This is a genomic window from Streptomyces cavernicola (assembly GCF_029968035.1).
Lineage (GTDB): Bacteria > Actinomycetota > Actinomycetes > Streptomycetales > Streptomycetaceae > Streptomyces > Streptomyces cavernicola.
The window spans coordinates 113,011-137,282 of the sequence record NZ_JASCIQ010000014.1; the positions used below are offsets into that span (position 1 = coordinate 113,011).

The 24,272-nt window shown below is 73.4% G+C and carries 19 protein-coding genes; 14 read left to right on the plus strand and 5 right to left on the minus strand.

Going from position 1 to position 24,272, the window contains the following annotated elements; all coding sequences use genetic code 11:
• Positions 1-11 precede the first annotated feature (11 nt).
• The 4 genes from alc (at position 12) to QIS96_RS15490 (ending at position 5,551) form a co-directional block, all read left to right on the plus strand.
• Positions 12-1,127 carry an allantoicase gene (alc, locus tag QIS96_RS15475; RefSeq protein ID WP_282543158.1) on the plus strand — a complete coding sequence of 372 codons (1,116 nt, stop codon included), beginning with the start codon at positions 12-14 and terminating at the stop codon, positions 1,125-1,127.
• A gap of 244 nt (positions 1,128-1,371) precedes the next feature.
• Complete coding sequence (locus tag QIS96_RS15480; protein WP_282543159.1) at positions 1,372-2,160, plus strand: thioesterase family protein; 789 nt, start codon at positions 1,372-1,374, stop codon at positions 2,158-2,160.
• A 313-nt stretch (positions 2,161-2,473) separates the two neighbouring features.
• Positions 2,474-3,976 carry a hypothetical protein gene (locus QIS96_RS15485; protein ID WP_282543160.1) on the plus strand — a complete coding sequence of 501 codons (1,503 nt, stop codon included), beginning with the start codon at positions 2,474-2,476 and terminating at the stop codon, positions 3,974-3,976.
• Between the two features lie 354 nt (positions 3,977-4,330).
• Complete coding sequence (locus QIS96_RS15490; RefSeq protein ID WP_282543161.1) at positions 4,331-5,551, plus strand: LLM class flavin-dependent oxidoreductase; 1,221 nt, start codon at positions 4,331-4,333, stop codon at positions 5,549-5,551.
• Between the two features lie 97 nt (positions 5,552-5,648).
• On the opposite strand, the gene QIS96_RS15495 is transcribed toward QIS96_RS15490, so the two are convergent.
• Positions 5,649-6,122, minus strand: coding sequence for a carboxymuconolactone decarboxylase family protein (locus QIS96_RS15495; RefSeq protein WP_282543162.1), 474 nt, complete (start codon positions 6,120-6,122; stop codon positions 5,649-5,651).
• Positions 6,123-6,460: 338 nt separating this feature from the next.
• Here QIS96_RS15495 and QIS96_RS15500 point away from each other — a divergent pair, with 338 nt between their 5' ends.
• Positions 6,461-7,435: a zinc-binding dehydrogenase gene (locus QIS96_RS15500; protein WP_282543163.1), complete on the plus strand. Its 975-nt coding sequence runs from the start codon at positions 6,461-6,463 to the stop codon at positions 7,433-7,435.
• Between the two features lie 73 nt (positions 7,436-7,508).
• Here QIS96_RS15500 and QIS96_RS15505 read toward each other — a convergent pair whose 3' ends face one another.
• The gene (locus QIS96_RS15505; RefSeq protein ID WP_282543206.1) at positions 7,509-8,876 is read right to left on the minus strand and encodes an alpha/beta hydrolase; all 1,368 of its coding nucleotides are present in this window, start codon (positions 8,874-8,876) and stop codon (positions 7,509-7,511) included.
• Between the two features lie 306 nt (positions 8,877-9,182).
• Between QIS96_RS15505 and QIS96_RS15510 the strand changes: the two genes are divergently transcribed.
• A complete protein-coding gene (locus tag QIS96_RS15510; protein ID WP_408907189.1) occupies positions 9,183-11,381 on the plus strand; it encodes a hypothetical protein in 2,199 nt (732 codons plus the stop codon).
• A 363-nt stretch (positions 11,382-11,744) separates the two neighbouring features.
• Here QIS96_RS15510 and QIS96_RS15515 read toward each other — a convergent pair whose 3' ends face one another.
• On the minus strand, positions 11,745-13,088 hold the full coding sequence (locus tag QIS96_RS15515) for a tetratricopeptide repeat protein (RefSeq protein ID WP_282543164.1): 1,344 nt from the start codon (positions 13,086-13,088) through the stop codon (positions 11,745-11,747).
• 226 nt (positions 13,089-13,314) lie between these two features.
• Between QIS96_RS15515 and QIS96_RS15520 the strand changes: the two genes are divergently transcribed.
• A complete protein-coding gene (locus QIS96_RS15520; RefSeq protein WP_282543165.1) occupies positions 13,315-14,451 on the plus strand; it encodes a DUF4436 family protein in 1,137 nt (378 codons plus the stop codon).
• A 121-nt stretch (positions 14,452-14,572) separates the two neighbouring features.
• Here the strand turns inward: QIS96_RS15520 and QIS96_RS15525 are convergent, their stop codons facing one another.
• Both QIS96_RS15525 and QIS96_RS15530 read right to left on the minus strand, forming a co-directional pair.
• Positions 14,573-15,796, minus strand: a complete 1,224-nt coding sequence (locus QIS96_RS15525) for a low temperature requirement protein A (protein ID WP_349017385.1) — start codon at positions 15,794-15,796, stop codon at positions 14,573-14,575.
• 136 nt (positions 15,797-15,932) lie between these two features.
• A complete protein-coding gene (locus tag QIS96_RS15530) occupies positions 15,933-18,356 on the minus strand; it encodes a LuxR C-terminal-related transcriptional regulator (RefSeq protein WP_282543167.1) in 2,424 nt (807 codons plus the stop codon).
• A gap of 424 nt (positions 18,357-18,780) precedes the next feature.
• On the opposite strand from QIS96_RS15530, the gene QIS96_RS15535 reads away from it, so the two are divergent.
• The 7 genes from QIS96_RS15535 (at position 18,781) to QIS96_RS15565 (ending at position 24,257) form a co-directional block, all read left to right on the plus strand.
• On the plus strand, positions 18,781-19,410 hold the full coding sequence (locus QIS96_RS15535; protein WP_282543168.1) for a DUF6230 family protein: 630 nt from the start codon (positions 18,781-18,783) through the stop codon (positions 19,408-19,410).
• Positions 19,411-19,481: 71 nt separating this feature from the next.
• Positions 19,482-21,074 carry a DUF6114 domain-containing protein gene (locus QIS96_RS15540; RefSeq protein WP_282543169.1) on the plus strand — a complete coding sequence of 531 codons (1,593 nt, stop codon included), beginning with the start codon at positions 19,482-19,484 and terminating at the stop codon, positions 21,072-21,074.
• A gap of 70 nt (positions 21,075-21,144) precedes the next feature.
• Complete coding sequence (locus QIS96_RS15545; protein ID WP_282543170.1) at positions 21,145-22,056, plus strand: SDR family oxidoreductase; 912 nt, start codon at positions 21,145-21,147, stop codon at positions 22,054-22,056.
• Positions 22,057-22,071: 15 nt separating this feature from the next.
• Positions 22,072-22,191 (plus strand): carboxymuconolactone decarboxylase family protein, encoded by a 120-nt coding sequence (locus QIS96_RS15550; protein ID WP_282543208.1) that lies wholly within the window; start codon positions 22,072-22,074, stop codon positions 22,189-22,191.
• Between the two features lie 205 nt (positions 22,192-22,396).
• Positions 22,397-23,110: a TetR/AcrR family transcriptional regulator gene (locus QIS96_RS15555; protein WP_282543171.1), complete on the plus strand. Its 714-nt coding sequence runs from the start codon at positions 22,397-22,399 to the stop codon at positions 23,108-23,110.
• Between the two features lie 59 nt (positions 23,111-23,169).
• A complete protein-coding gene (locus QIS96_RS15560) occupies positions 23,170-23,793 on the plus strand; it encodes a maleylpyruvate isomerase family mycothiol-dependent enzyme (protein ID WP_282543172.1) in 624 nt (207 codons plus the stop codon).
• Complete coding sequence (locus tag QIS96_RS15565; protein ID WP_282543173.1) at positions 23,790-24,257, plus strand: GNAT family N-acetyltransferase; 468 nt, start codon at positions 23,790-23,792, stop codon at positions 24,255-24,257. Before QIS96_RS15560 ends, QIS96_RS15565 begins: the two co-directional genes overlap by 4 nt.
• Positions 24,258-24,272 lie beyond the last annotated feature (15 nt).

Here is a 24,272-nt window from a genome sequence, read left to right on the forward strand (position 1 = left end):
GAAGGCAGGCCATGACCCTCGACCCGTCCCGCAAGAACGACGCGAACCCGTACGGCGGAGGCGACCCGTACGCCGACTTCCGCGAGGGGGACTTCGGCTTCACCAAGCTGCCCGACCTCGCCGACCGTCGGCTCGGCGGCGGCGTCATCGCCGCCAACGACGAGTTCTTCGCACAGCGCGAGAACCTGCTCCTTCCGCACCGCGCCGTGTTCGACCCGGAGGCCTTCGGCCACAAGGGCAAGGTCATGGACGGCTGGGAGACCCGGCGCCGCCGCGGCGCGGGCGCGGACACCCCGCACCCGGAGGCGGAGGAGCACGACTGGGCGGTCATCCGTCTCGGCGTGCCCGGCATCGTCCGCGGCGTCATCGTCGACACCGCGCACTTCCGCGGCAACTACCCGCAGCAGATCAGCATCGAGGGCGCCTGCGCCGAGCCGGACGCCAGCCCCGAGGAGCTGCTCTCGGGCTCGGTGAAGTGGGAGGAGATCGTGGCCCGCACCGAGGTGCGCGGTCACGCCGCCAACGGCTTCGAGGTCACGGTCGAGCGCCGCTTCACGCACCTCCGCCTCAACCAGCACCCCGACGGCGGCATCGCTCGCCTGCGGGTGCACGGCGAGGTCGTGCCCGACCCCGAGTGGCTCGCGCTCCTCGGCAGCTTCGACCTGGCGTCGGTCGTCAACGGCGGTACGGTCACGGACGCCTCGGACGCGTTCTACTCCTCCCCCGGCAACACGATCCTGCCCGGCACGTCCCGCAAGATGGACGACGGCTGGGAGACCCGCCGCCGCCGCGACAAGGGCAACGACTGGATCGAGTACCGCCTCCCGGCCCAGGGTGAGATCCGCGCGGTCGAGGTGGACACCGCCTACCTGAAGGGCAACTCGGCGGGCTGGATCAGCCTGTCCGTGCGCGACGGCGAGAGCGGTGAGTGGACGCAGATCGTCCCGCGCACCCGTCTCCAGCCCGACACCCTGCACCGGCTGCCGCTCGCCGCGCCGGCCACGGCCACCGACGTACGGCTCGACGTGTACCCCGACGGCGGCATCTCCCGCCTGCGCCTGCACGGCAGCCTGACGGAGCAGGGCGGCGCCGAGCTGCAGCGCCGCTTCACCGAGCTGACGCGCTGAGGCAGGTCGTCCCGGTGCGCGGCCGCGCGTACCGCGTGCCGGGACGACGGTGAGACAGGCCGGCCGGATCTCAGGGGAGTCCGGCCGGCCGCTCAATTCCGCACATGGATCGGCGCACGGATCGGCACACGGGAAATCAGGGCTGGCGCGAAGACCCGTGTATGCAGCACCCTTTCGAAGGCAGCGCCCCGCACCACAGGGGTCGCCGCGCCCGAACGTCCGCCAGCCGAGAAGGAACCACCCGTTGAACACCGGCAGTTACTTCGAGCCCATCGACGAGCACCGCTACAAGCCCACCACGCATGCGAGCGGTGCCTGGGACGTCGACGAGCAGCACTTCAGCCCGCTCGGCGGGCTCCTCGTGCACGCACTCGACCGGCACCTCGCGGAGCGGGAGCAGCCGGACGACGGGCTCGTGCTCTCCCGGATCAGCTTCGACATCCTCGGCCGGCTCGCCCTGGACGAGATCGAGATCCGGGTGGAGACGCTGCGGCCGGGCCGCACCATCGAACTCCTCGAAGCGGTGGCGCTGATCGCCGGCCGCCCCGTGGTCCGGGCGCGGGCCTGGCGGCTCGCCGCCGCCGACACCTCCGCGGTCGCCGGGGGCGGGGCCGAGCGGCTGACGCCGCCCGACGAAGTCGAGCCCTGGCCGATGAAGTCGGTGTGGCCGGGCGGGTACATCGCGTCCATCGACGTGCGGCCGCTGGCTCCCCCGCAGCCGGGCCGGACGACCGCCTGGATCTCCACGCCCCTCGACCTCGTTGCGGGTCAGCCGAGCAGTGCGCTCGCCTCGTACGTGGCGCTCGTCGACACGGCCAACGGCATCGCCGTGCGCCAGTCGCCGACCGAGTGGATGTTCCCGAACGTCGACCTGACGCTTCATCTGCACCGCCGCCCGGTCGGCCGGTGGACGGGCCTGGACACCACTGTCGCCTTCGGGCCGACGGGGCAGGGCGTCACCAGCACCGTCCTGCATGACGTGGAGGGCGCTGTCGGCCACGCGCAGCAGATCCTCACGGTCCGACCGATGTGAGCGCACCGCCGCGAGCGGTGAGTGCTCCGGTACGAGCCGCTCGGGGCGGGCCCGGGGACTCGGGCTAGGCGGTCGGTCGGGGCGGCAGGGGGTCGCCAACTCCCGTACGAATACGACGCGTTGCTCGAACGGGTCCGGCTGACGGCGGCGACCGCAACGCGTACCCGGCCGAGAAGCGCGGCGTGCGGCGTACGCGTGCCCGGCCGTCTCAGCGTCGACCGTCTGGACATGAGCGACCGTGAGCGACCGGGAACGGACCGCCATGCCGCACCCGCCTTGAGCAGCCGTACCCCGGGATGTGAAGGTGATCCGCATGATCCCTCACCCCGCTTCCCGCCCCACCTCACGCTCCGCCTCGCGTGCCGCCCGTTCGGCGGCGGCGGTCTGCGCCGTGTCCCTGCTGCTCGGGCCGCTCGCGGGCTGCGGCGGCGGGGCGGACGGCTCGTCGGCCGCGGGCGGTGGGAAGCCCGCGGCGAAGGAGCCCGCCGTGCCGGGCGAGAGCCGCCCGCCGGCGGCCGGGAACGGCACGAAGGACCCCGACGACGTGAACGGCGACGGCCACCGCGACCTGCTGGTACCGGTGTTGGCCGGGCCGGCCGACCAGCCGGGGGCGGATCAGCGGGTGGCCGTCGTGTACGGCTCGGCGAAGGGCCTCGACCCGGTGACGCGTACAGTTCTCGGCCGCGGCGACCTGGGGTTGCCCGCGTCGCCCGAGGGCGGCGGCCGGGACGCCCTCTCGGTCTCCGAGGTGCTCACCGCCGACCTGGACGGGGACGGCTTCCCGGACTTCGTGTCGTCCGTGGCGGGTGGGACGGCCACGGACGGCCAGGTGTCCACGGCACGGCGAATCCCGCACGTCACGTGGGGCGGCCCGAACGGCCCGAAGGCAGCGGGGAAGGCGACCGGGATATCCCTTCCTCAGGACGTGGCGAAGCTCGGCGTCGAGTCCCTGGTGCGCGGCGACTTCGACGGCGACGGGCACCACGACCTGGCGGGGCTCGCGCAGAACGAGGGGTCCCGGCCGGTCGTGCTGTACGGGCCGTTCACGCGCGCCGGCGCCCCCGCGCGCAGCGACGTGAGCCTGCCGCCCGCCGACGGCACGCTGATCGCCGACGCCATCGACCCGTCCGGCGAGCCGCGCGCCACGTCCCTGCTCGTGCAGGCCGCGAACGACGGCGAGCAGTCCGAGAACACCCTGTACCGGGCCCGCCGGGGCAGCGGCCTCGACACTGACGGCGAGCAGCTGCGCATCGGCAGCGCGCACGCCTTCGGCGACTTCGACGGCGACGGCGTACGGGACGTGGCGATCGGCGACGACGGCGGCCGCAACGACGAGCCCGGCTACGAGACGGAGGCCCCGGACGTCTCCGGTTCGCTCGCCGTGTACCCGGGCAAGGGCGGCGCGCCCGTCACACACCGGCTGCCGAAGCCGCCGAAGAGTGGAAGCACCGACTACGGCCCCGGCGGGTTCGTGGCGGCCGACCCGGACGGCGACGGGCGCGACGGCCTGCTCGTGGCCACGTACGAGGGCGCGACCCTGATCGACGGCGACCGGCGCACGCCCGTACTGCGCGAGGGCCCGGCCGAGAGCGCCGGCGAGAAGACGTCCGCGAAGTGGCGGCACGCCCGCCCTGCCGGCGCGGGCGACTTCGACGGCGACGGGAAGGACGAGCTGGTCCTGCACTGGGGCGCGGGCACGTTGTTCGCGCTGTACGGGGAGCACCCGACGCACTGGTGGATCACCGAGGGCACGACGGCGAAGGACCAGTCGGCGTTCAGCACGGTGGGGTTGGCGGGCCGGCCCGCCTCCGACTGACCCTGCGGCCGGGCCGCGGCACCGTGTTCGGCAGCCAGTCGGGCGAGGCCCCGGCGACAGCGCTCCTGACGCTCCATCAGGCTCTGACCTGACACTTCGTCACTTCATGGTCTGGTCAGGCCTTTTCGCTTCGCGGGGGCGCGTCGCGGAACGGCCCGGACGACTTTGATCCAGATTCGCCGAACCCATGGATCCTTCACGTTCTGTGGTGCATCCTGCGCCCACCCAGTACTGCCGTACGCAACACGGAGTCGACGGCCGCGACCGCGCGGACGGACGTCGCCGGCGCTGCGGGGCAGCCGCGCAGTGGTGTCGGGTCTCCCCCGCGCACCGTGACGAGCTAGGAGGCTCCTCATGGAGTTCGGCATCTTCCTGAACGGATTCGTCCCCGGTCCGGCCGCGCACGACCGGCCCTCCGAACACCTCGCCCTGAAGCGGGAGTTGGACCTGGCGATCAAGGCCGACAAGCACAACTGGAAGTACGTCTGGTTCGGCGAGCACCACTCGCTCACCGAGTACAGCCATATGTCGGCGCCCGAGGTCCTGATGGGCTACGTGGCCGGCAAGACCGAGCGCATCCACCTCGGCACCGGCATCAACAGCCTCTCGCCGCGCAAGGAGCACCCCGTGCGGTACGCGGAGCGGGCGGCGATGCTCGACCACATCACCGAGGGCCGCTTCGAGTGGGGCACCGGACGTGGTGCGGGCAGCCACGAGGTGGCGTCGTTCAACATCATGGACACCGGCTCGACCAAGGCCGAGTGGGACGAGGTCGCGCCGGAGATCGTGCGCATGTGGGAGCAGTACGACTACTCCTTCCACGGCGAGCACTTCACCGTGCCCACACCGCACAACATCCTGCCGAAGCCGTACGGGCACTCGCACCCGCCGATCTGGATGGCCTGCGGCAACCCGCCCTCGTTCGCCAAGGCGGGCTCGCTCGGCATCGGGGCGATCGCCTTCAACTTCGAGCCGATCTTCGAGCTGAAGGGGCGGATCGACGCGTACAAGGAGGCCGCCGAGAACCCGGTCGAGATCCTCGGCGACTACCAGAACAACAACGTGATGATGACCAACACCGTCATCTGCCTGAACGACCGCAAGCGGGCGCGTGAGATCGCCATGAACGCGGGGCTCGGCTATCTGGTGACGCTGGTGAACCTCTACCACGACACGATGCCGAAGTCCCTGGACGCCATCACCTGGCCCGAACCGCCCATCGCGCTCAGCCAGTTGGGCGGCGAGGAGATCCTCGACGAGGTCATCAAGGCCGGCCTGATGCTGTGCGGCACGCCGGAGGAGGTGTGCGAGCAGGTGTCCGCGTACCAGACCGTCGGCTGCGACCAGGTGGTGTTCGGGCTCACCGGCGGCATGACGTTCGACGAGCACCTGGAGATGCTGGAGGTCTTCGGCGACAAGGTCATCCCCGAGTTCGACACCGACCCCGAGCACTCCACCGCCAAGTACCGACGGAACGCGCAGGGCCCCAAGTACCCCTCGCACAACGGGCCCGTCCCGGCCGACCTGAAGCACCAGGTGATCCCGGAGAGCGCGATCCTGCCGCTGCAGCAGTGAGCCCCCACCATCCGGCGCCCGTCGCCCCGCCCCGCGCCGCCCCGCCCTGCGGTTCAGGCGCGGGCGGGGCGCGCCGGGTGGTCCGAACCCCGTGGGATCAGCCGAACTGGCCGGGCTGATAGTCGCCCGCGGGGTTCCGCACGATCACGTTGACGCGGTTGTACGCGTTGATCAGCGCGATCAGCGAGACGAGTGCGGTGAGCTGCTCCTCGTCGTAGTGCTTGGCGGCCTCCCGCCAGGCCTCGTCCGTGACGCCGCCCGCGCCGTCGGCGATGCGGGTGCCCTGCTCCGTGACCTCCAGGGCGGCGCGCTCGGCCTCGGTGAAGACGGTCGCGTCACGCCAGGCGGCGACGAGGTTGAGGCGCAGCGAGGTCTCGCCGGCGGCGGCCGCCTCCTTGGAGTGCATGTCGGTGCAGAAGCCGCAGCCGTTGATCTGGCTGGCCCGGAGCTTGACCAGCTCCTGCGTCGCGGCGGGCAGCGCCGAGTCGGTGACCGTCTTGCTCGCCGAGTTGATGTGCCTGAGGACCTTGGGGCCGACCTCGCCGCTGAAAAGAGGCAGTCGCGCTTCCATGATGAACTCCCCTGCTCTGATGTGCCGTTGCTCTGCTGTGCCGTTGTCGGGGCCGACGCCCACGCCCGACCGGGCGCTTCCGTCGACCACACCCTCTCGACGTACCGGCCTGTCCCGGATGTGACATCGACCCGATCGACCCTGGTCGCGGCCCCGACGGACGTACGCGAGAACGGTGCTCCCCTGTCTTAAGCCGCGCCGCCCGCCTGCGTGTACCGCCGTGGGGAGTACGTCGAGCCCCGGCCGCGGTTGACCTGAAGTTCGCTTGAGGTTCTACGTTTCAGGCATGTCGTCGATCACGGCGGCGGTAACCATCGATGGACAGGGGTGTGATCACGATGCGTGCGATTCAGGTGGAGGCTTTCGGCGGGCCCGAGGTACTGCTCATCGCGGAGGTTCCCGATGCGGTGGCCGGGCCGGGGCAGGCCGTGGTGCGGCCGGCCGCCGTGGACGTCATCTACCTCGACACGCTGCTGCGCAGCGGCTGGGGCGGCGGCTACTTCCCGATCGAGCCGCCGTACGTGCCCGGCGGCGGTGGTGCGGGGACGGTGACGGCCGTGGGCGAGGGCGTGGACGCCGGCCTTGTGGGGCGGCAGGTCGTGGCCCGCGCGGCGTCGGGCGCGTACGCCGAGCAGTTCGTCGCCCCGGTCGACGAACTCGTGGAGGTGCCGGACGGGGTGTCGGCCACCGATGCCGCGGCCCTCGTGCACGACGGGGTGACCGCCCTTTCCCTGGCCCGCACCGGGAAGATCGCGCCCGGTGAGTGGGTCCTGGTCGCGGCCGCCGCGGGCGGGGCGGGCTCGCTGCTCGTGCAGTTGGCGCGGGACGCGGGCGCGCATGTGGTGGCCGCCGCGCGCGGCGAGCGCAAGCTGGCCCTCGCCCGGGAGTTGGGCGCGGACGTGGTGCTCGACTACTCCGAGCCCGACTGGCAGCAGCGGGTCCGCGAGGCCACCGGCGGGGCGGGCGTCGACCTGGCCTTCGACGGTGCGGGCGGCGCGCTCGGCCGGGCGGTGTTCGAGACGGTCGCGGAGGGCGGCAGGTTCCTCACGTACGGCACGGCCGACGGCGGCCTCACCGAGATCGCCCCGGCCGCGGCCGAGGCGCGCGGCGTGCGGGTCGTCAACACCCTGGAGGCCGGCCCGCACACCCCGGCCGTCGTACGCGAACTGCTCGGCGAGGCCCTGTCGTTGACCGCGCAGGGCCGGATCCGCCCGGCGATCGGGGCGACGTACCCGCTGGAGCGCGCCGTGGACGCGCACACGTCCCTCGAAGGGCGGGCCACGGTGGGGAAGTCGCTGCTCACGACGGCCTGACGGCGACTCAGGGAGCGGGCCTAATGGAGCGGGTAGAGGAGCGGGCCTCCAGGGCCAGCTCGGGCAGTGGGGCTCAGGGGGCGATCCCCACCCCGTCGATCCGGCTCCAGGCCCGCTCCTGCTCGGCGCTCATCGCGGGCCAGTCGTACCCGCCCGGCCGGGGCCTGACACGAGAGGCGTACGGCTCGGGGCGGAACGTCGGGTCGTAGAAGCAGCCGGTGCCGTACGCGGCGTCGAAGGCGGGGCAGGACGCGGCCACCGAAGCGGGCGTGGGCCGCTGCCCGGTGCTGACCCAACGGTCCAGGGCGGCAAGGGAGTTGGCGTACTCCGACGCGCTCAGGCCGCTGTGCTCGTCCTCCCGGGTGAAGGTCTGGACGAGGTGCTGGTCCCGGTCCGCGCCGTCGAGGGTGGCACGGTAGGCCGACTCGTGCTCCACGAACGCCGTGGGGTCGTCGATCGCGTGCAGGGTGAGGACCGGGACCTCGACCTTGCCCGTGAGGTCGCTGTCGTACGAGAGGTCGCGGCGCGCGGTCGGGTCGGCGGAGAAGCGCGCGACGCCCGCGTTCAGGGCCTCGTCGTCGTGCGAACCCTCGTACCGGACACCGTGGTTGGAGAACGGGTTCCGGCCGCCGAGACGGGCGTGCACGATGTCGCGGAACGTGAACGTGGCGAAGCGCAGATGCGACTCCAGGGCGCGTTCCGGGATGCCGGTGACGGCGAGGATGTCGTCGAGGTTGCGCTGCTGCAGCGCGGTGCGGTCGGCGGGGTCCGAGGCGTACCCGGTGCACTCCTGCAGGCGGGCGCGGAGTCCGGCGGAGGTCAGGGTGGAGTCGGCGCGCAGCCCCTGCCACAGCGGGTACTGCGGCTCGTCCGGGCGGGGGTGGTTGCGGCAGTAGTACTGGTAGACGGCGCGCAGGTCGACGCGGTGGTCGTAGCCGCGCGAGCCGCCGCCGAGGACGCCGTTGGTGAGCAGCACACCGTCGTACGGGCCGCCGCCCGAGCGAGCGCCGTGGACCTCGGCGGCCTTGGCCGCGACGTTCCCGCCCCACGACTGGCCGTGCAGATAGGTCTGTCGCGGCGTGCCGAAGGCGGCGACGAAGGCGCGGCGGGCGCTCTCCGTGTCCTCGGCGGCCATGCGGGTGCCGTAGCCGCCGCGCCGGTAGGACGAGCCGCCCCAGGCGTACCCCTGGTCGACAAGGACCGCCCACCGGCCCAGGTCCTCGACGCTGCGCGCCGGGTCGGAGGCCTCGCCGAGGTCGGGGCCGCCGTGGGCGTGCACGACGAGGGAGCCGTTCCAGTCCTGTGGTACGGCCATCGCGAAGTGCGCGCCGTTCGCGTCCTGACCGGTCCGGCAGCGGGCCCCTGCGGGGAGCTCGGCGGGACACTCGGCGGCCTTCGGGGGCTGTTCGGAACGGGCCTGATTCGGACGGGCTTGGGGCATGGGTGCGTTGCCGAGTGTGCCGAGGATCGCGGTCGCCAGGGCAGCTGCGAGCACGGCGGATCGACGGCGCGACTGCGGGCGGCGGCGCGGGGCCCGGGTGGGCGCGGCGGATCGGTTCACGGGTACGGCTCCTGCTCGGGCGGGACGGCGCGAAGTCGCGTCGCGAGCCGGGATGTTAGGAACCGCCGAGGAGCGCGGCCAGAGGAGCGGGCGTTGCGTTCATAGTGTTCGAGAGCGGGATGGGGACCGGGATCGGATCGGGTGCGGCTACGGGCCTTGGCAACCTGCTGTGTGCGCTCTGGAAGGATGCGGTCCCGGAAGCACAGTCCCAAGGAGCAGTCCGTGCCCAAGGAACAGTCCGTGCCCAAGGAGCAGCCCGTGTCCGGTGCACGTCCCGCCGCCTCGTCCGGTTCCGCGCAGCGGCGTTCGGATCTCGCCCACGTCAAGGCGTGGTGGCGGACCCTGCGCGGCGAGGACTTCGTGGCGCTGCCGCCGCCGACCCGGAGCCGGTACACGCAGAGCGACGGCCACGGGGACGCCGCCGAGCTGTTCGGGGAGCGCGGCATCGCGGCCGGCACGTCGTTCGCGTACTGGCACTGGCAGTCCCACGCCGCCTTCGACAGGTCCGGGGCGCTCACCGGCCCCCTCAACCTGCACTGGGGCGGCGACCACGCGACCGTGGCGGCCGGGCTCGGCGACGGCCCGGACGGCTACCGGGTGGTGAACGGCGGACCGCAGGGCGCGTTCCGGCTCGACAAGGTGACGTGGCGGGACGCGGACGGCCTGCCCGACCCGCAGGACCCTGACGGGGTACGGCAGTTCCTCGACCGGGTCTGGATCGCCCCGCACGAGGCCTGGCCCACGGACCGCCGCCGCCCGTCCACCGCCGCCGAGTCCGGCCCGCTCACCGCCGCCGAGTCCCGCTGGCTGCACCGACGCCTGGAGGACCCCGTCGACCTGACCGCCGCCGAACGGGTCGTCCAAGTCCTGGAGGCGCGCGCGGAGTTGTCGTACGACGAGGTCGCTCGGCTCCTTCCTGCCTGGCGCGCCGAGCACGCGGACCTGCTCACCCGGTGGGACGGCTGGCCCGCGCTGCTGCACGGCCTGCTGCGGCACGAACACCCGGAGGTGTGGGACGTGGTCGAGCAGGTCGGCCCGGAGGCGGCGGGCGTGCTGTGCCGGTTCCCGTCCGAGCGGTCGCTCGCGGCGGTCCGGGCCGAAGGTCTGCAGGCCCGGCGCGGCGGCGGCGCGAGCTCGGCGGTGGCGGCCTGGTGGAAGCTGCACCGCGCGCTGCACGAGCCGGACCCGGTGCGCGCGGCGACCGCGGTCGCCGAGGAGTTGCGTGCGGCCGACGCCCCCGCGTTCGCCCTGCGCGCCCTGTTCACCGCCCTGCGCGCGGACGCCGTCCAGGAGTGGCGTGCGCGGTCGGGCCGCCCCGACGCCGAGACCGGCCAGGAGGAGTTCGCCGCGCTCGCCGCCGTACGGTTCGCCCTGGACGCGACGCTGCCGCGCGAACTCCGGGCGGCCGCGGCGGAGAAGGCGTACGACGCGGTCGCGCGCGTGCGGGACGACGCCGCGCGGCTCGGCCCCGCCTACGCCGACCGCACGGGCACGGACGCGGCCGAAGCGCAGGCGCTCGCCGACCGTTTCGCCGCCGCGCGGGACGACCTGCTCGCCGACACCGGGCCCGAACTCACCGGCTACGAGGGCGCGTTGTGCGACGTCTGGCACCGGTACCGCACCCTCTCCCCCGCGCAGACACGCTGGCTCAAGGACCGCGTGGCCGACCCGGAGACCGGCATGCAGGGCCTCGGGTTCTGCCTCGAACTCCTCTACGCGCACGGGGCCGCGGGCGAGGCCGAGGTGGCGGCGCTCCTGCCGCGCTGGAAGAGGGAGCTGACCAAGCAGTACCGCACCACCTACACCGAGTGGCGCCACCCGCTGGTCACCCTCACCTGCCTCGTCCTGGACCTGGGCCACCCGCTCGCCGCCGACCTGCAGACCTGGTGGACCCGGCCCAAGCCGCTGTGGAAGCACCCGCTGCGCCTGCTCACCCACCTCGGCGCCCCCGACGAGGCGAAGGCCGCCGAACTGTGGGACCACATCGCCTCCGGCGGGGACGACACGGGCCACCTGATGACATGGGTGCTGCTGCGCGCCCGGCTCGACGGCGAGCATCCGCTGCGGATCGCGGACCGGCTGATCGGTGCGCCGGGCGTCCGGCCGTACGTCCTGGAGGCGGTGCTGATCGGTGTGGCCGACCCGGCCCAGCCGCTGTGGCGCTACGCGGTGGGCCGGCTCAGCCGCAGCTGGTGGCGGCGCGCACAACAGGTCGCGGACGACACCGGCCTGTCCGCCGAGGCCCGCCTGATCGCCCTCGGCGCAGCCGGCCGCCACGACTTCCTGCGCGCCCCGGACCGCCTCCGTCCGACGCCGACGGCCGGCGAACTGACGGAGGCACGCGCCTGGTTCAGCCACCATCCGCTGTCGCCCACGGGGCCGTAACCTCGGGCGCAGCTTCGGGCGCGGGCTCGGCTTCGGGCGCGGATAACTTCCCGCCCGGCTGCTCCGGGCACCGATCGGCCGCGGGCCCCGCGGTCGACGGCTGCGGTGGGGCGGGGATCAGGCGGCTGAAAGCGAAGGGGTCGTTCATGGGCGGACTTCCTCTCGTACACCGGGCCGGCCGCACGGGGCGCGCCGAACTCCATGGCATACGAACACATGTCGGGGGCGTCCGCATGTGCGCCCAGCACATGTGGACGCCGTCGCGCACCCGGCCAGGTGATGTGCCAGGGCGTAAGGTCCAGCAGTTCGCGGCGGGTTCCCACAGGAAACCGGCCGCCCCTCACACACCACCGCCGCGTCGGCCTACCCCAGCGAGCGTTCCCGGTCGAGCAGGGCACGTACGGAAGGGTGTCGGGAGAGCGGCTCCAGGTTGCCGCGCATCGTGCGTACGGCGGTGACGACGCTGTGCGAGCGGAGGCCGCCGCCCGCTTCGAGGAACTGGTGCCACACCTCGCAGGCCTCGGCGATCCGGCCGCTGCGCAGCAGGAGTTCGGCGCGGCGGGCCAGGGTGAGGGCGAGGCCGCGGCGGTCGTGGGCGGGGCGCTCCTGGGTGGAGCGGTGCAGGGCCCGTGCTGCCGCGCGCAGGTCGCCCAACTCCCGGTGCACTTCGGCCTTCTGGAAGGAGAGCGCCCCGGACGGGTAGTCCCCGAAGGGGTCGCCGACCCCGGCTCTGCGGCCGTGTTCCTCGGCGCGGTGCAGCGCGGCGAGCGCGGCGTCCCGGTCGCCGACTGCCGCGTGGGCGACCGCCGACTGCGCGAGCGCGAAGGCCCGTACGGCGTCGCCGACGTGCTCGGGCAGCGCCTCCACCGCGGCCTGCGCGTACCGCAGGGCGGTGCGGCGGTGCTCCAGGTGCAGCGCCTGCGCGGCCATGGCGCGCAGGGTGATCGCCCAGGCGACCCGGTCCTGGACCTCGCGGGCCAGGTCGAGGGCGAGGTGCAGATAGCGCTGGGCGATGCCGTGGCACCCCATGTCGCTGTGCATCCGGGCCAGGATGAACACCAAGTACGCGCTCTGGGTGCCGAGTTGACGGTGGGCGCGGTCGTCGCCCGGCGCGTGCAGCCAGGTCGTGGCGGTGTCGGCGAGGTAGTGCGCCAGGGCCGGGCGGGCGTGGCCGCCGCCGTGCACGTCCATGGCCGCCGCGAAGTGCCGCACCGCCCCGCGCAGCAGGTCGACCTCGGCCCCGCCGACCCGCGCCAGCCCCCGGCGACCCGCGCTCCGTCGGTCCGGGTCCCCGCCGTCCGACCAGGGGGGCGGGGCGCCGAGCGCGCGGTAGGGCTCGCCCGCGAGCGCGGCCCGTTCGACGGGGTCGGCGTCGCGCCCCGTGAGCGCGCCGAGCGTACGGACCGCCGGGGCCGGGGGCGTACGCGGTCCGGGCAGCCCGGCGGCGGGCGCGCCGGAGCGGGCGAAACCGGCGGCGACCGGCGTCATGACGCGGCCGAGGCGGCGCGAGAAGGTCTCCGCGACGAGATGCGGCACGGGCGGCCTCGGCTGCGTACCGGAGAGCCAGTGGGCCACCGACGTACGGTCGTAGCGGAGCGCGAGGCCTATCTCGGCCCCGACGGAGTTCACCGCGCGAGCGCACTGCTCATTGCTCCAGCCCGCTTCGGCGAGCAGGGCGCGCAGCCGCGAGTTGGGGCGTCGTTCCATTCGATCCTGTCGCTCCTCGGCTCTTCCCGCAGGCTCTTACGAAAGCTCTTACGAAAGCTCTTGGCACGGCCGACACAGTCGCCTGTGCTATGCCACCAGCATTCCCTCGGGCATTCCCGACCAGACGGACTCTTCAGGCCATTCACGTCCGAGCCTCCCCTTCCGCTTCCGCCTCCCCGTGCGGCCTCGCCTGGCGCGGGCGGTGGCGGCGGTCGAAGATCGGCTCATGCCCGGTCCGTCCGCCCACCGCCGCGCCCGCGGTCCTCGCGGTCCTCGCGGTCTTCGCGGTCTTCGCGGTCTTCGCGGTCTTCGCGGTCCTCGCGGTGCCGAGAAGCAGTGGGCGCCGCTGCCGTGGCGTCGGCTGGTCCTCGGCGTCGTCCTGCTGCTCGCACTGTTCGGGATCGGCATCGCCCTGTACCTGGACGAGCGCCAGAATCGCCAGCACGTGGTGGCCTCGGGGGCGTCGGACGCCCGCGACCGGGTCGACGTGAAGGCCGCCGTCCAGCGGGTCGACCCCGACATGCGGCGCGCGACCGTGCAGTTGGAGGTCGACGCGAAGGGCCGCTACGCGGACAAGCTGGGCGTGCCCGTCAAGGACATCACGCTGCACACCAACGCCCCCGGCCAGGAGCGTCTGACGTTCCGGCAGGACAGCGTGGCCTGGCTGAAGACCGTCAACGTGGCGCTCTTCGAGGGCACGCCGTCGGACTACCCCTTCGACCGGTACGAGACCCGCATCGCCATCTCCGCCACCTCGGGCACCGAACGGATCCCCGTGGCACTGCAGTTCCGGGATCAGAACGCGCACTTCAGCTTCCCGCCCCGCGCCACCGACGCGGTCGGCGGAGCGGCCGCTTTCGACGGCACGGCCGTGCGGTCCCGGAGCACGTTCATCCTGGCGTGGTTCATGATCGGCGCGATGTGGGCGGTCGGCCTCGCCGTCGCGGTGGCGTGCTGGCTGGTGGTCGGTCAGCGTCGCGGGCTGCAGTGGGGCGCACTCGGCTGGGCGGCGGCGAGCCTGTTCGCCCTGGTCGGCCTGCGCGGCGCGGCCCCCGGCTCACCGCCCAACGGCTGCCTGTTGGACTACGCGGCGTTCTACTGGGCCGAGGCGCTCATCGCCCTCAGCCTGGTCCGCCTGGTCGCCCACGGGACCCGCCTCGAACACGACACGGGCGGCCCGGTCGAGCTCGCGCCGACGGCCCCGCCGCCCCGGGCCGGGAGCGCCCGCCCGCGCGGGCGGGCGGCGAGGGCGCGCGTACGGACGCGTACGCCCGGTCGGACGCGACGCCGGAGGGGCACGGGCCGAGCAAGCCCACGCCTCCGAGCAGGCCGGACGGGCGTACGCAGACGTCGCCCCGAGTGATTGCGGGGCGCGACTCTCGTACGGGCGCGACTCTCGTACGGGCGCGACTCTCGTACGGGCCCGGCTCTCGTACGGGCCGTCCCCCCGGCGGGAAGAACCGCGGAGGGCGCGTCCCCGTGGGTCAGGCCTCCCCGCGCAGGCCCTCCAGCATCACGCGCTGGCGCCGGTGCCCGACCGTCTCGAAGCCGACGACCGTGATGAACGGCGCCAGCATCACCACCAGCAGGCAGACCGCGAGGGCGACGCCCGCCACCGAAAGCAGGACCGCCGCGACGAGGACCGCGAGGGTCAGGCCGATGAGGAGCGAGTGGAAGCGGTCGGTGGTGGAGAGCAGCAGGGCGTGCAGCAGATAGACCATCAGGACGTAGAGGCCGACGGGGACGGCGAGGGAGAGGACCACCGCCGGGTCGCCGAGCTTCGAGTGGTGCTCCAGCTGCAAGCCCGCCACGTGCAGTCCCGCGCCGGCCCCGGCGATGCCGATGTACAGCGGGATGTGCCCGTATCCGAAGAGGTATCCGCGGCCCCTGCGGTGGACCAGGATGTGGCCGAAGGGCGTCGCGAAGTACACCCACCACATGCCGAAGGTGAGGCCGACGCCCGCGACGACGACGGCGACGGCGTCCGCGCTCCAGTGTGTGCCGTCCGCGCCGCCGAGCAGGTCGCCGGAGGAGGCGACGGTGCCGACGACGCCCTCGCCGAGGGTGATGATGGCGAACAGGGCGTACCGCTCGGCGATGTGGTGCGGGTGCCACGGCGTGCCGCCCGCGCGGCCCTGGCTGAGCACGGGCAGCAGCAGCTCCAGGGCGCCGAGCAGCACGAACGCGACGAACGCGGCGCCGAGCGGGAGCCCGGTGGCGAAGCCGAGCGCGACCCAGCCGATCTGCGCGATCACGGTCCAGCGGATGTTGGCGCGGCCGACGTGCCGGAAGTCGGGTGACTCGCGGGCCGCGCGCCACCACTGCGAGACCATCGCGACGCGCATCACCACGTACCCGATGACGATGCCGCGCAGTTCGAGGTGGTCGCCCTCCTCGACGGCGTGGAAGAACGCGGGCAGGCCGAGCGCGAAGACGACGACGCCTATCATCTGGACCATCGTCAGGACCCGGTCCAGCCAGTCGTCGGTACCGAACGCGGAGGCGAACCAGGTGAAGCTGATCCAGGCGACGCTGATGGCGAACATCGCCATGACGAACGCCGTGATCGCCTGCACCGCGTGGCCCTCCGCGAGCATCTCGGCGGAGTGGTGCGCGGCGGTGCCCACGGCGACGACGAACGTCAGGTCGAAGAGCAGCTCCAGCGGCGTGGCCGCGCGGTGGTGCTCGGCCGGATCGCGGCCCGCCATGCGGATCCGGGTGTGAGCTACGCGGCGGCGCCCGCCGCTGTCGGCGGCGGGGCTGTCATCTGGGGTGCTCATGTGCAGCATGATGCCGGATGCGTCTACGGCTTCAACTCGGGATTCCGCGATCCGGCAAGGCCTTTCAGGGCTCGCCCCGGGACCGCACCAGGGACGCGATCTGGGTCCGTGAGCCGTACCCGAGCTTGGCCATGATGTGTTCCAGGTGCGAGTCGACGGTGCGCTTGGAGATGACGAGGTGCTCCGCGATCCGGCGGTTGGACAGGCCCTCCGCGACGAGCAGGGCGATCTCCCGCTCGCGCGCGGTGAGCGCCTCCCAGTTCCCCGCGGGCGCGGGCGCGGACGTGTGCCGGGGCGCGGACGCCGAGGCGCGGGTCGGCGCGACCGCCTGCGCCGCGGCCTCCTGCAGGGGCAGCGCGGCGCCCTCGTCGAGGAGTTGCCGACAGCGTTCGACGCCGAGGGCGCGCTCGGTCTCGGACCAGGCCGCCCGGTGCGCCTCGTGCATGCTCTCGATGTCGAGCCGGGGTTCGTGGAACTTCTCCCAGAGCTTCGCCGCCGCACCGAGGCAGCGGGCGGCCTGCGCGTACCGGCCCTCGGCCGCGGCGACCCAGGCGAGGGTGTCGATGGAGAAGGCGAGCACCTGCGTGTGGTTGATCTCAAGACACAGGACGACGGTGGTGCTCAGGGCCTGCTTGGCCTCGTCGAAGCGGCCGAGACCCCACAGGGAGCAGCCCTTCTGCCAGCGCAGCCAGCCCTGCACCCAGCGCTCGCACCGGTCCATGAGGGCGATGGCCTCGTCGTACAGCTCAAGGCTCTTCTCCTGCTGCGCGCTGACGGCGTACGCGCCGCACAGGGTCGCCAACGCCCAGCCCTCCAGGTCGCGTTCACCGAGTGCGGCGAAGAGGGTGCGGGCCTCGGTGACGTGTTTGAGGGCGCGTTCGGCGTCGCCGGTGAGCGTGGCGTACAGGCCGCGGTTCTTGGCGACGTAGCCGAGGGCGAGCCGGTCGTCGTACGCCTCCGCGAGGCCCGCCGCCTCGTCGGAGAGGGCGAGGCCATGCCGGTGGTGGCCGGTCATCAGGGTGAGGTCGCCGAGTGCGCACAGGGCGCGCATCCGTACGGGGCTCGGCTCGGGGCAGAGCGGCAGGAGCCGGCCGAGCCAGTAGTGGCCCTCGACGATCCGGCCCATGCCGAGCCACAGCCCCCACAGCGCGGTCGCCATCTCCAGGCCCGCCGCCGCCTCCCGCGGGTCGGCGCAGCAGAACTCCAGGGCGCTGCGCAGGCTGGGGCGCTCCCGCCACATCGCGCGCATCCGCGGCGCCTGCGCGCCGGTGAGCCAGTTCAGGCCGAACTCCCTCGCCAGGGCGAGGCAGTGGTCGCGGTGGCGGGCGGCGTACGTGTGCTCCTCACCGGCGGCCTGGAGGCGTTCGAGGCCGTACTCGCGGAGGGTGTCGAGCATCCGGTAGCGGGCGCGGCCGTCGGACTCGGAGACGTCGTGGGACTCGGCATCGGACTGGTAGACGTCGTCGGACTCGACGCGCAGCACGATCGCCTTGTCGACGAGTCCGATGAGGCAGTCCAGGACGTCGTCCTCTGACAAGTCCTCGCCTGCGCAGATCTGTTCGGCCGCGGTCAGCTCGAACTCCCCGGCGAAGACGGAGAGACGGCGCCACAGGATCTGCTCCGGGCCCGAGCACAGCTCGTGGCTCCAGTCCGTGGCGGTGCGCAGCGTCTGGTGCCGGGGCAGGGCCGCGCGGCTGCCGCCGGTCAGGAGGCGGAAGCGGTTGTCGAGGCGGCGCAGGATCTCTTCGAGCGGCAGGGCCCGTACACGTACGGCGGCGAGTTCGATGGCGAGCGGTATGCCGTCGAGCCGGTGGCAGAGGCGGGCGATCTGGCCGCGGTTGGCGTCGGTGAGGCGGAAGCCCCGGGCCACGGCCGCTGCCCGCTCGACGAACAGCTCCATGGCGTCGGTGACCGGGCTCCCGAGGCGGCCCGCGTCGGCCCGCTCGGCGTCCGGGTCGGGTGCGTCCAGCGGGGGGATCTGCAGCAGCAGCTCGCCGGGGGCGTCGAGGGGCCGGCGGCTGGTGGCGAGGATGCGCACGCCGGGGCAGGACTGGAGCACGGCGCGCGCGAACTGTGCGCAGGCGTCGGCCAGATGCTCACAGGTGTCGAGGACGATGAGGAGCTGTTTGTCCGAGAAGTACGAGATGAGCGTACGGAGTTGGGAGGCGTCGGGGACGTCGGGGGCGTCGGCCGCGTCGGTCTGCTCGGGCAGGTCGACGACGGCCGCTACGGCGTTGGGCAGCAGCTCAGGGTCGCGCAGGCCCGAGAGCTCCACGAAGTGCACGCCGGCCGGGAAGGACTCCCGTATCCGCCGGGCCACGCGCAGCCCGATCCGGGTCTTGCCGACGCCGCCCACGCCCATCAGCGTGACGAGCCGCTCCCGCCCCAACGCCTCGGCGACCTCGGCCAGTTCGGCCTCGCGGCCGACCAGGCGGGTCAGTTCGACCGGTAGGCCACCGGCGAAGGCGGTGCGTGCACTGTCGGCCATGGATCCCCTTGCGCCTCTCCCGTACCCCTGGCGGCCGCCTCGACGCCCGGCCACCGTGAGCGCCGGGCACCCCGGCCGGATGCGGTGCTCATCTTAAAGACGCCGAGTTCGGGCGGGGTGCGGGCCGGGGCGAGGCGGCCGGGGAGTGGCCGGGAGTAGCCGGGAGTAGCCGGGATCGGACCCCGCCAGGGCCATCTCCCCTGGGCGGAAGGGGACTTGACGGTCTCTGTCGATCGGCTGAATCCAGCACGAGTGATTGATGTACAACGTTGTTCGTCACTGCTAGCGTTCCCCGCGCCGGACCCGGCGTACGCCGCTGCCCGACGCCAGCACTTCCTGCACCTCCAGCACTTCCTGCACCTCCAGCACTTCTTGCACCTCCAGCACCTCCTGCACCACGCCGCCCATTCGCACAGGAGGAACCGTGACCGAAGAGCGCAACGGCGGCCGCGTGGCCGCACAGTCCGAGGGACGAGTCGTCTGGAAGAAGGCCGCCCTCGTCGGCGCCCCCGGTGTCGCCGCCCTGGCCGTGCTGGGCGTCCTGATGGCGCAGGGCGCGATGGCCGCGAGCTTCGCGGTGTCGGGCAGCAACTTCAAGGTCGGCTCGGGGAAGCTGTCCAGCTCGGGCCTCGCCTCGTACGTCGACGTCGACTCGTCGGGGGACGGCAAGAAGCATCCGGTGTCGCTGCTCGCACTGCAGGACGTCACCCTGACTGACATCTGCCAGTCGACGCAGGTCAAGACCCCCATCGGCACCATGGTGTTCCGGCTCACGGCGGGCGGCGACGCGGGCGCGGTCACCGCCGACCGTCTCGTCATCGACGCCGACGACCTCACCGGTGACGCCCGCTTCGGCTCCGCCCAGATCGGCCGCGACGCCTCCACGCTCGACGCGGTACCGGACGCCCAGGGCAAGCCCGGCCAGTTCGGCCTGCAGGTCCAGGACGTCAACGTGTCCGGGGTGCAGTCCCGCGCCTGGTCGGCGATGGGCGGCAACTTCAAGCTCAAGGGCCTGCGGATCTCGGTCGGGCCGGGCGGTGAGGAGTGCTTCTGAGCCGCGGGGACCGTGCGGGTCAAGGGGCCCGCCGGGACGGTCGTACGGCTGAGCCTCCCGCCGTCGGCGGTGTGCGCGCACGGGTCGGGGCGCAGGTCGAGGCCGTGCTGCCGTGGCCGGAACGGCGGGCCGCACTGCGCGGCTGGCGTCGCCGACGGCCGTTCTGGGGCGGCCTGTTGCTGATCGCCGCCGGGGCAGAGCTGCTGCTCGCCCCGCTGTCCCCGCTGGGCGTGCTGCTCAGCCTGGGCGTCGGCGGCATCGCGGCCGTGGTGATCGGGCTCGCCCTGATGCTTGCCGGCGGCTTCCTGTGGGGAGCGCCGCACGCGCGGGCGTACGTCAGCCTCAACGCGCTGCTCCTGTCGGTGGCCGCGTTCGCCGTGACCAACCTGGGCGGCTTCGTCATCGGCTCGCTCCTGGGCGTGGCGGGCAGCGCGCTGGGGTTCGCTTGGACTCCCGTACGGGCTGGGGCTGGGACCGGGTCTGGGTCTGGGACTCGGGCTGGGGATGCGCCCGGGGAGGGGGCGGACGAGGTCGAGGGCGCGGAGACGCGCGACGGGCCGGGCAGCGCAGGCCGTGCGCGGCGGGCCCTCTCCGTGCTCGTGCCCTTGATGCTGCTGGCCGGGCTCGGCGGCGGGTTCGCGGCGCCCCCGGCACAGGCTGCGGAGCCGTCGCAGGCGAGGGAAGCGCAGGCGAGTGCCCGGACCGTGCGGCCGGGGGCCGTGCCGACCGTCATCACCACGTCGCGGTTCAGCCCGCAGGGCTTCCTCTTCGCGGGCGTCGAGGAGATCGACACCGCCGACGGTCCGATGAAGGTCATCGTGCTGCGCATGAAGGCCGCAACGCTGACGGACTACGTCAGCACGACGAGGGACCCGCAGCGGGCCCAACAGTCCCTGAGCGCCGACAACTTGGAGCTGCGGGGCGACGTCACGCTGTACATGCGCAAGTTCCACGGCTGCATCGAGGGCAGCCCGCTGTGCGTGACCTTCTCGCCCGCGGGGCTGCCGACGCCGCCGGTGATCCCGCCGTTCGTCTTCATGACCCGCGTACGGGCGGAACAGGCCCTGGTGACCACGGACTCCCTGAACGTCGACGGGCTCCGCATCCGGTCCGCCGACGGCGCTCCCCGCACGGTCGAAGTACCGGACGGGCCGCTGCCGGGGGAAGCGGGCGAAGGCGGCGGGGACGGGGACGGCGATGGTTCGGGGGACGACCAGGGCAGGCCGTCCGACGACCCGACCAGGCCCGGTGACAAGCCAGGTGACGGACCGGGAGACAGTCCCGGTGACGGGCCGGGAGACGTGCTCGACGGGCTGCTCACTCTCCGCGAACCCCGCCGGGAGGCCACCGACGTGCCGTGGTGCGAGAAGGTCACGCTGACCGTCCGCAACACGGGCGGCCGGGCGGTGTCGGGCGCCGAGGTCGTCTTCGAGACGCAGGTCGTCGGCGCGTTCGGTCACGTCTGGGCGACGGAGACCGCACGGCGGGACGTGCCCGGCCGACTCGACGCCGGTACGGGCCGCACCTTCAGCTCGCGGGTCTGCGTGCCCGAACGCCACGCCGCTGGGCTGCTGTTCGGGAGCCACCTGGAACACCAGGCGACCGCGGTGCACGCCGACGGCCGCTCGGAGCGGATCGACGTACCGCGCACCCCCGATGCATGACCGGGGCGGCGGTCGGGGCGCCGGCCGACGAGGGGCGGGCAGAGGAGGGGCGGGCAGACGGGACCGAGCCATGACGACCTCGGACCGGGACCGTCGACACCTCACCGGCCGGAGGGTGTTCATCACCGGCGCGGGCGGCGGCATCGGCGGCGCGACCGCCCGACTGGCCGCCGCGCAGGGCGCGTTGCTGTTCCTGACGGACAAGGACGCGGACCGGCTCGCCACGACGGCGGCGCGGATCCGGTCGTCCGGCGGGGCCGTCGCGTACGCCGGGGCCGTGGACCTCACCGACCACGAGGCCGTACGCGCCATGGCGAAGGAGATCCACGCGGAGAGCGGGCGGCCGATGGACGTCGTCATGAACGTCGCCGGGATCTCCGTGTGGGGTTCCGTGACGAGCCTCCGCAACCGGCACTGGCGGTCGGTTGTGGAGGCCGACCTCATGGGGCCGATCCATGTGATCGAGGAGTTCGTGCCGCCGATGGTCGAGGCGGGCCGCGGCGGGCGCCTCGTCAACGTGTCCTCGGCGGCCGGTCTGCTCGGGCTGCCGTGGCACGCGGCGTACAGCGCGGGCAAGTTCGGGCTGCGCGGCGTCTCCGAGGTGCTCCGCTTCGACCTGCGGCGGTACGGGATCGGGGTGAGCCTGGTGGTGCCCGGCGCGGTGGACACGCCGCTCACGGAGACCGTCGAGATCGTCGGCGTCGACCCGGACGACCCCGCGATCAGCCGCCTCCGCGCCCGCTTCCGGCGGCACGCGGCCACGCCCGAGCAGGTGGCCGCCGCGATCCTCGACGCGGTCCGCCGCAACCGCTACCTCGTGCACACCTCCGGCCTGGTCCGCTTCGCCCACGGCGCGCAACGGTTCTGCCCGCCCGTGTACGTGGCCCTGATGCGGCTGCTCAACCGGCGCGCACAGCACGTACTTGAGGCGGCCGCGCGCAGGAGCAGGACGCGTACCGCACGTACGGAGAGAGGGTGGTGAGCGGGGCACGGCTGGCTGCGCTTCGCCGCCCGCCTGATGCCGCGCGGCACCCTGCCCCGCCGCGACACCGAGCTGATCATTCTGCGGGTATCCCGACTCTGCGACTGCGCCTACGAGTTCACGCACCACGAGTGACTCGGCCGACGCTTCGGGATCGGGCCCGACGACGTACGGCGGGTGGTCGACGAACCGGCCGCGGTGGAGTTCCTGCTGCTCGTCGACCAATGCGAGATGCTCGCGACGGCCGTCATTACACTGCGCCTTGAGCCCGACCCGGACCGGGAGCGCGGAGGCAGAGGCAGAGGCCTGAGCAGAGGCAGAGACTGAGGCGGAGGCAGACGTGGCGCACGCATCGACCGATCCCCCGCCGCGCCCCCTGCCCAGCGGCCGGCACCGCCTGGCCCGTGAACAGGTGGTGGCCTCGCAGCGGGTGCGGATGCTGATGGCGATCGCCGAGGCAATGCAGGAGAAGGGGTACATCGGCACGCCGGTCGCGGAGGTCATCCGCAGGGCCGGGGTCTCGCGGGAGACGTTCTACCAGCAGTTCCGCTCGAAGCAGGACTGCTTCATCCAGGCGCTCGACGCGGCCGCGGAGCTGCTCGTGCAGCTGATGGAGGGGCCGCGGGACGCCGACTCGCCACCTGGGGTCTGCGGGGCCGTGACAGCCATGGACGACCCAGCGCCCTCGACGTCACCCCGGGTGCCCGATCCCGACGGCGAACCCGCCCCCGAACCCCTCGACGCGTTCCGCGCGCTCCTGCACATCTATCTCCGTACGCTCGCCGAACGCCCCGCCCTGGCACGCCTGTTCCTCGTGGAGATCTACGCGGTCGGGCCCGAGGCCGTCGACCGGCGCAACGCGATCCAGGCCCGGTTCCGGGACGCCGTCGCCGACATCTTCGACGCCCGTTCCGCCGAACAGCGCTTCGCCTGCGAGGCGTTGGTCGCCGCCGTCGCCCAGCTCGTGGAGGTCCGCCTCGTCGCCGACGACCTCGAAGGGCTGCGCGCCCTCGAAGACCCCCTGGTCGCCCTGGCCGCACGCATGCTGGCCTGAGCACGGCGACCGGCCGACGGCCGACCGGCCCACGTACGACGACGGGACACCCACGACAGATGACCGACCTCTGGCACATCGTCCACGCCGAGCGCGCCGCACTCGCCGACGACCTCGCGGGGCTGCGCGAAGAGCAGTGGGCCACGGCCTCGCTCTGCGCCGGGCTCACGGTGCGCGAGGTGCTCGCACATCTCACCGCCGCGGCCCGGCTGAACGCGGTGCGCTGGTTCGCGGGCGTGGTCCGCTGCCGCTTCGACTTCGACCGGCACGTGGCCATGCGCCTCGCGGAACAGCTGGGCGCGGACGGGGCCGAGACCCTGGCGCGCTTCCGCGAGTCCGTCGGGAGCAGGACGAAGCCCCCGCTGCCGCTGCTCGCGATGCTGGGCGAGACGGTCGTCCACGGCGAGGACATCCGCCGACCCCTGGGCATCCGGCGTGCGCACCCCGTGGACGCGCTCACGCGCCTCGCCGCGTACTACGCGTCCACGGACCAGGTGGTCCTCGCCAAGGGCCGCATCGGCGCGCTCCGCCTCGAGGCGACGGACGGCCCGTTCGCGGCGGGCGCCGGCTCGCTCGTGACCGGTCCGACCCTGGCCCTGATCATGGCGATGACGGGCCGCGCCGCGTACTGCGACGAACTCCGGGGCGAGGGCGCGGAGTTGCTGCGGGAGCGGTGCGGATGAGGCGGTCGCGCCCCGCGTCCTGGTCCCTGCGCCCCGCGACGCCCGCCGACGTCGAGCCCGTCGCCGAACTGCGCGCGGTGGTGCTCCGCCCGGACCTGGAACGCCTGGGCCGGTACGACGAGCGGCGCGTACGGCAACGGCTGCGGGACGGGTTCGAGCCGGGGCACACCTGGGTGATCGAGGCCGAGGGCGCGTTCGCCGGCTGCGTCGCCCTCCGCCCGGCCGACGACGCCCACTGGCTGGAGCACTTCTACCTCTCCCCGCACCTGCAGGGCACCGGCCTGGGCACCGCCGTACTGCGACGCCTCCTCGCCGGGTGGGACCGCGACGGCGTCACGGTCCGCCTGAACGTCCTCCAGGGCAGCCCGGCCCGCCGCCTCTACTCACGGCACGGGTTCACGCCGGAGTCGGAGGACCCGGTGGACGTGTTCATGGTCCGCCGTCCGAGGGCCCCGGCACACTGACCGAGGGGATCCGGT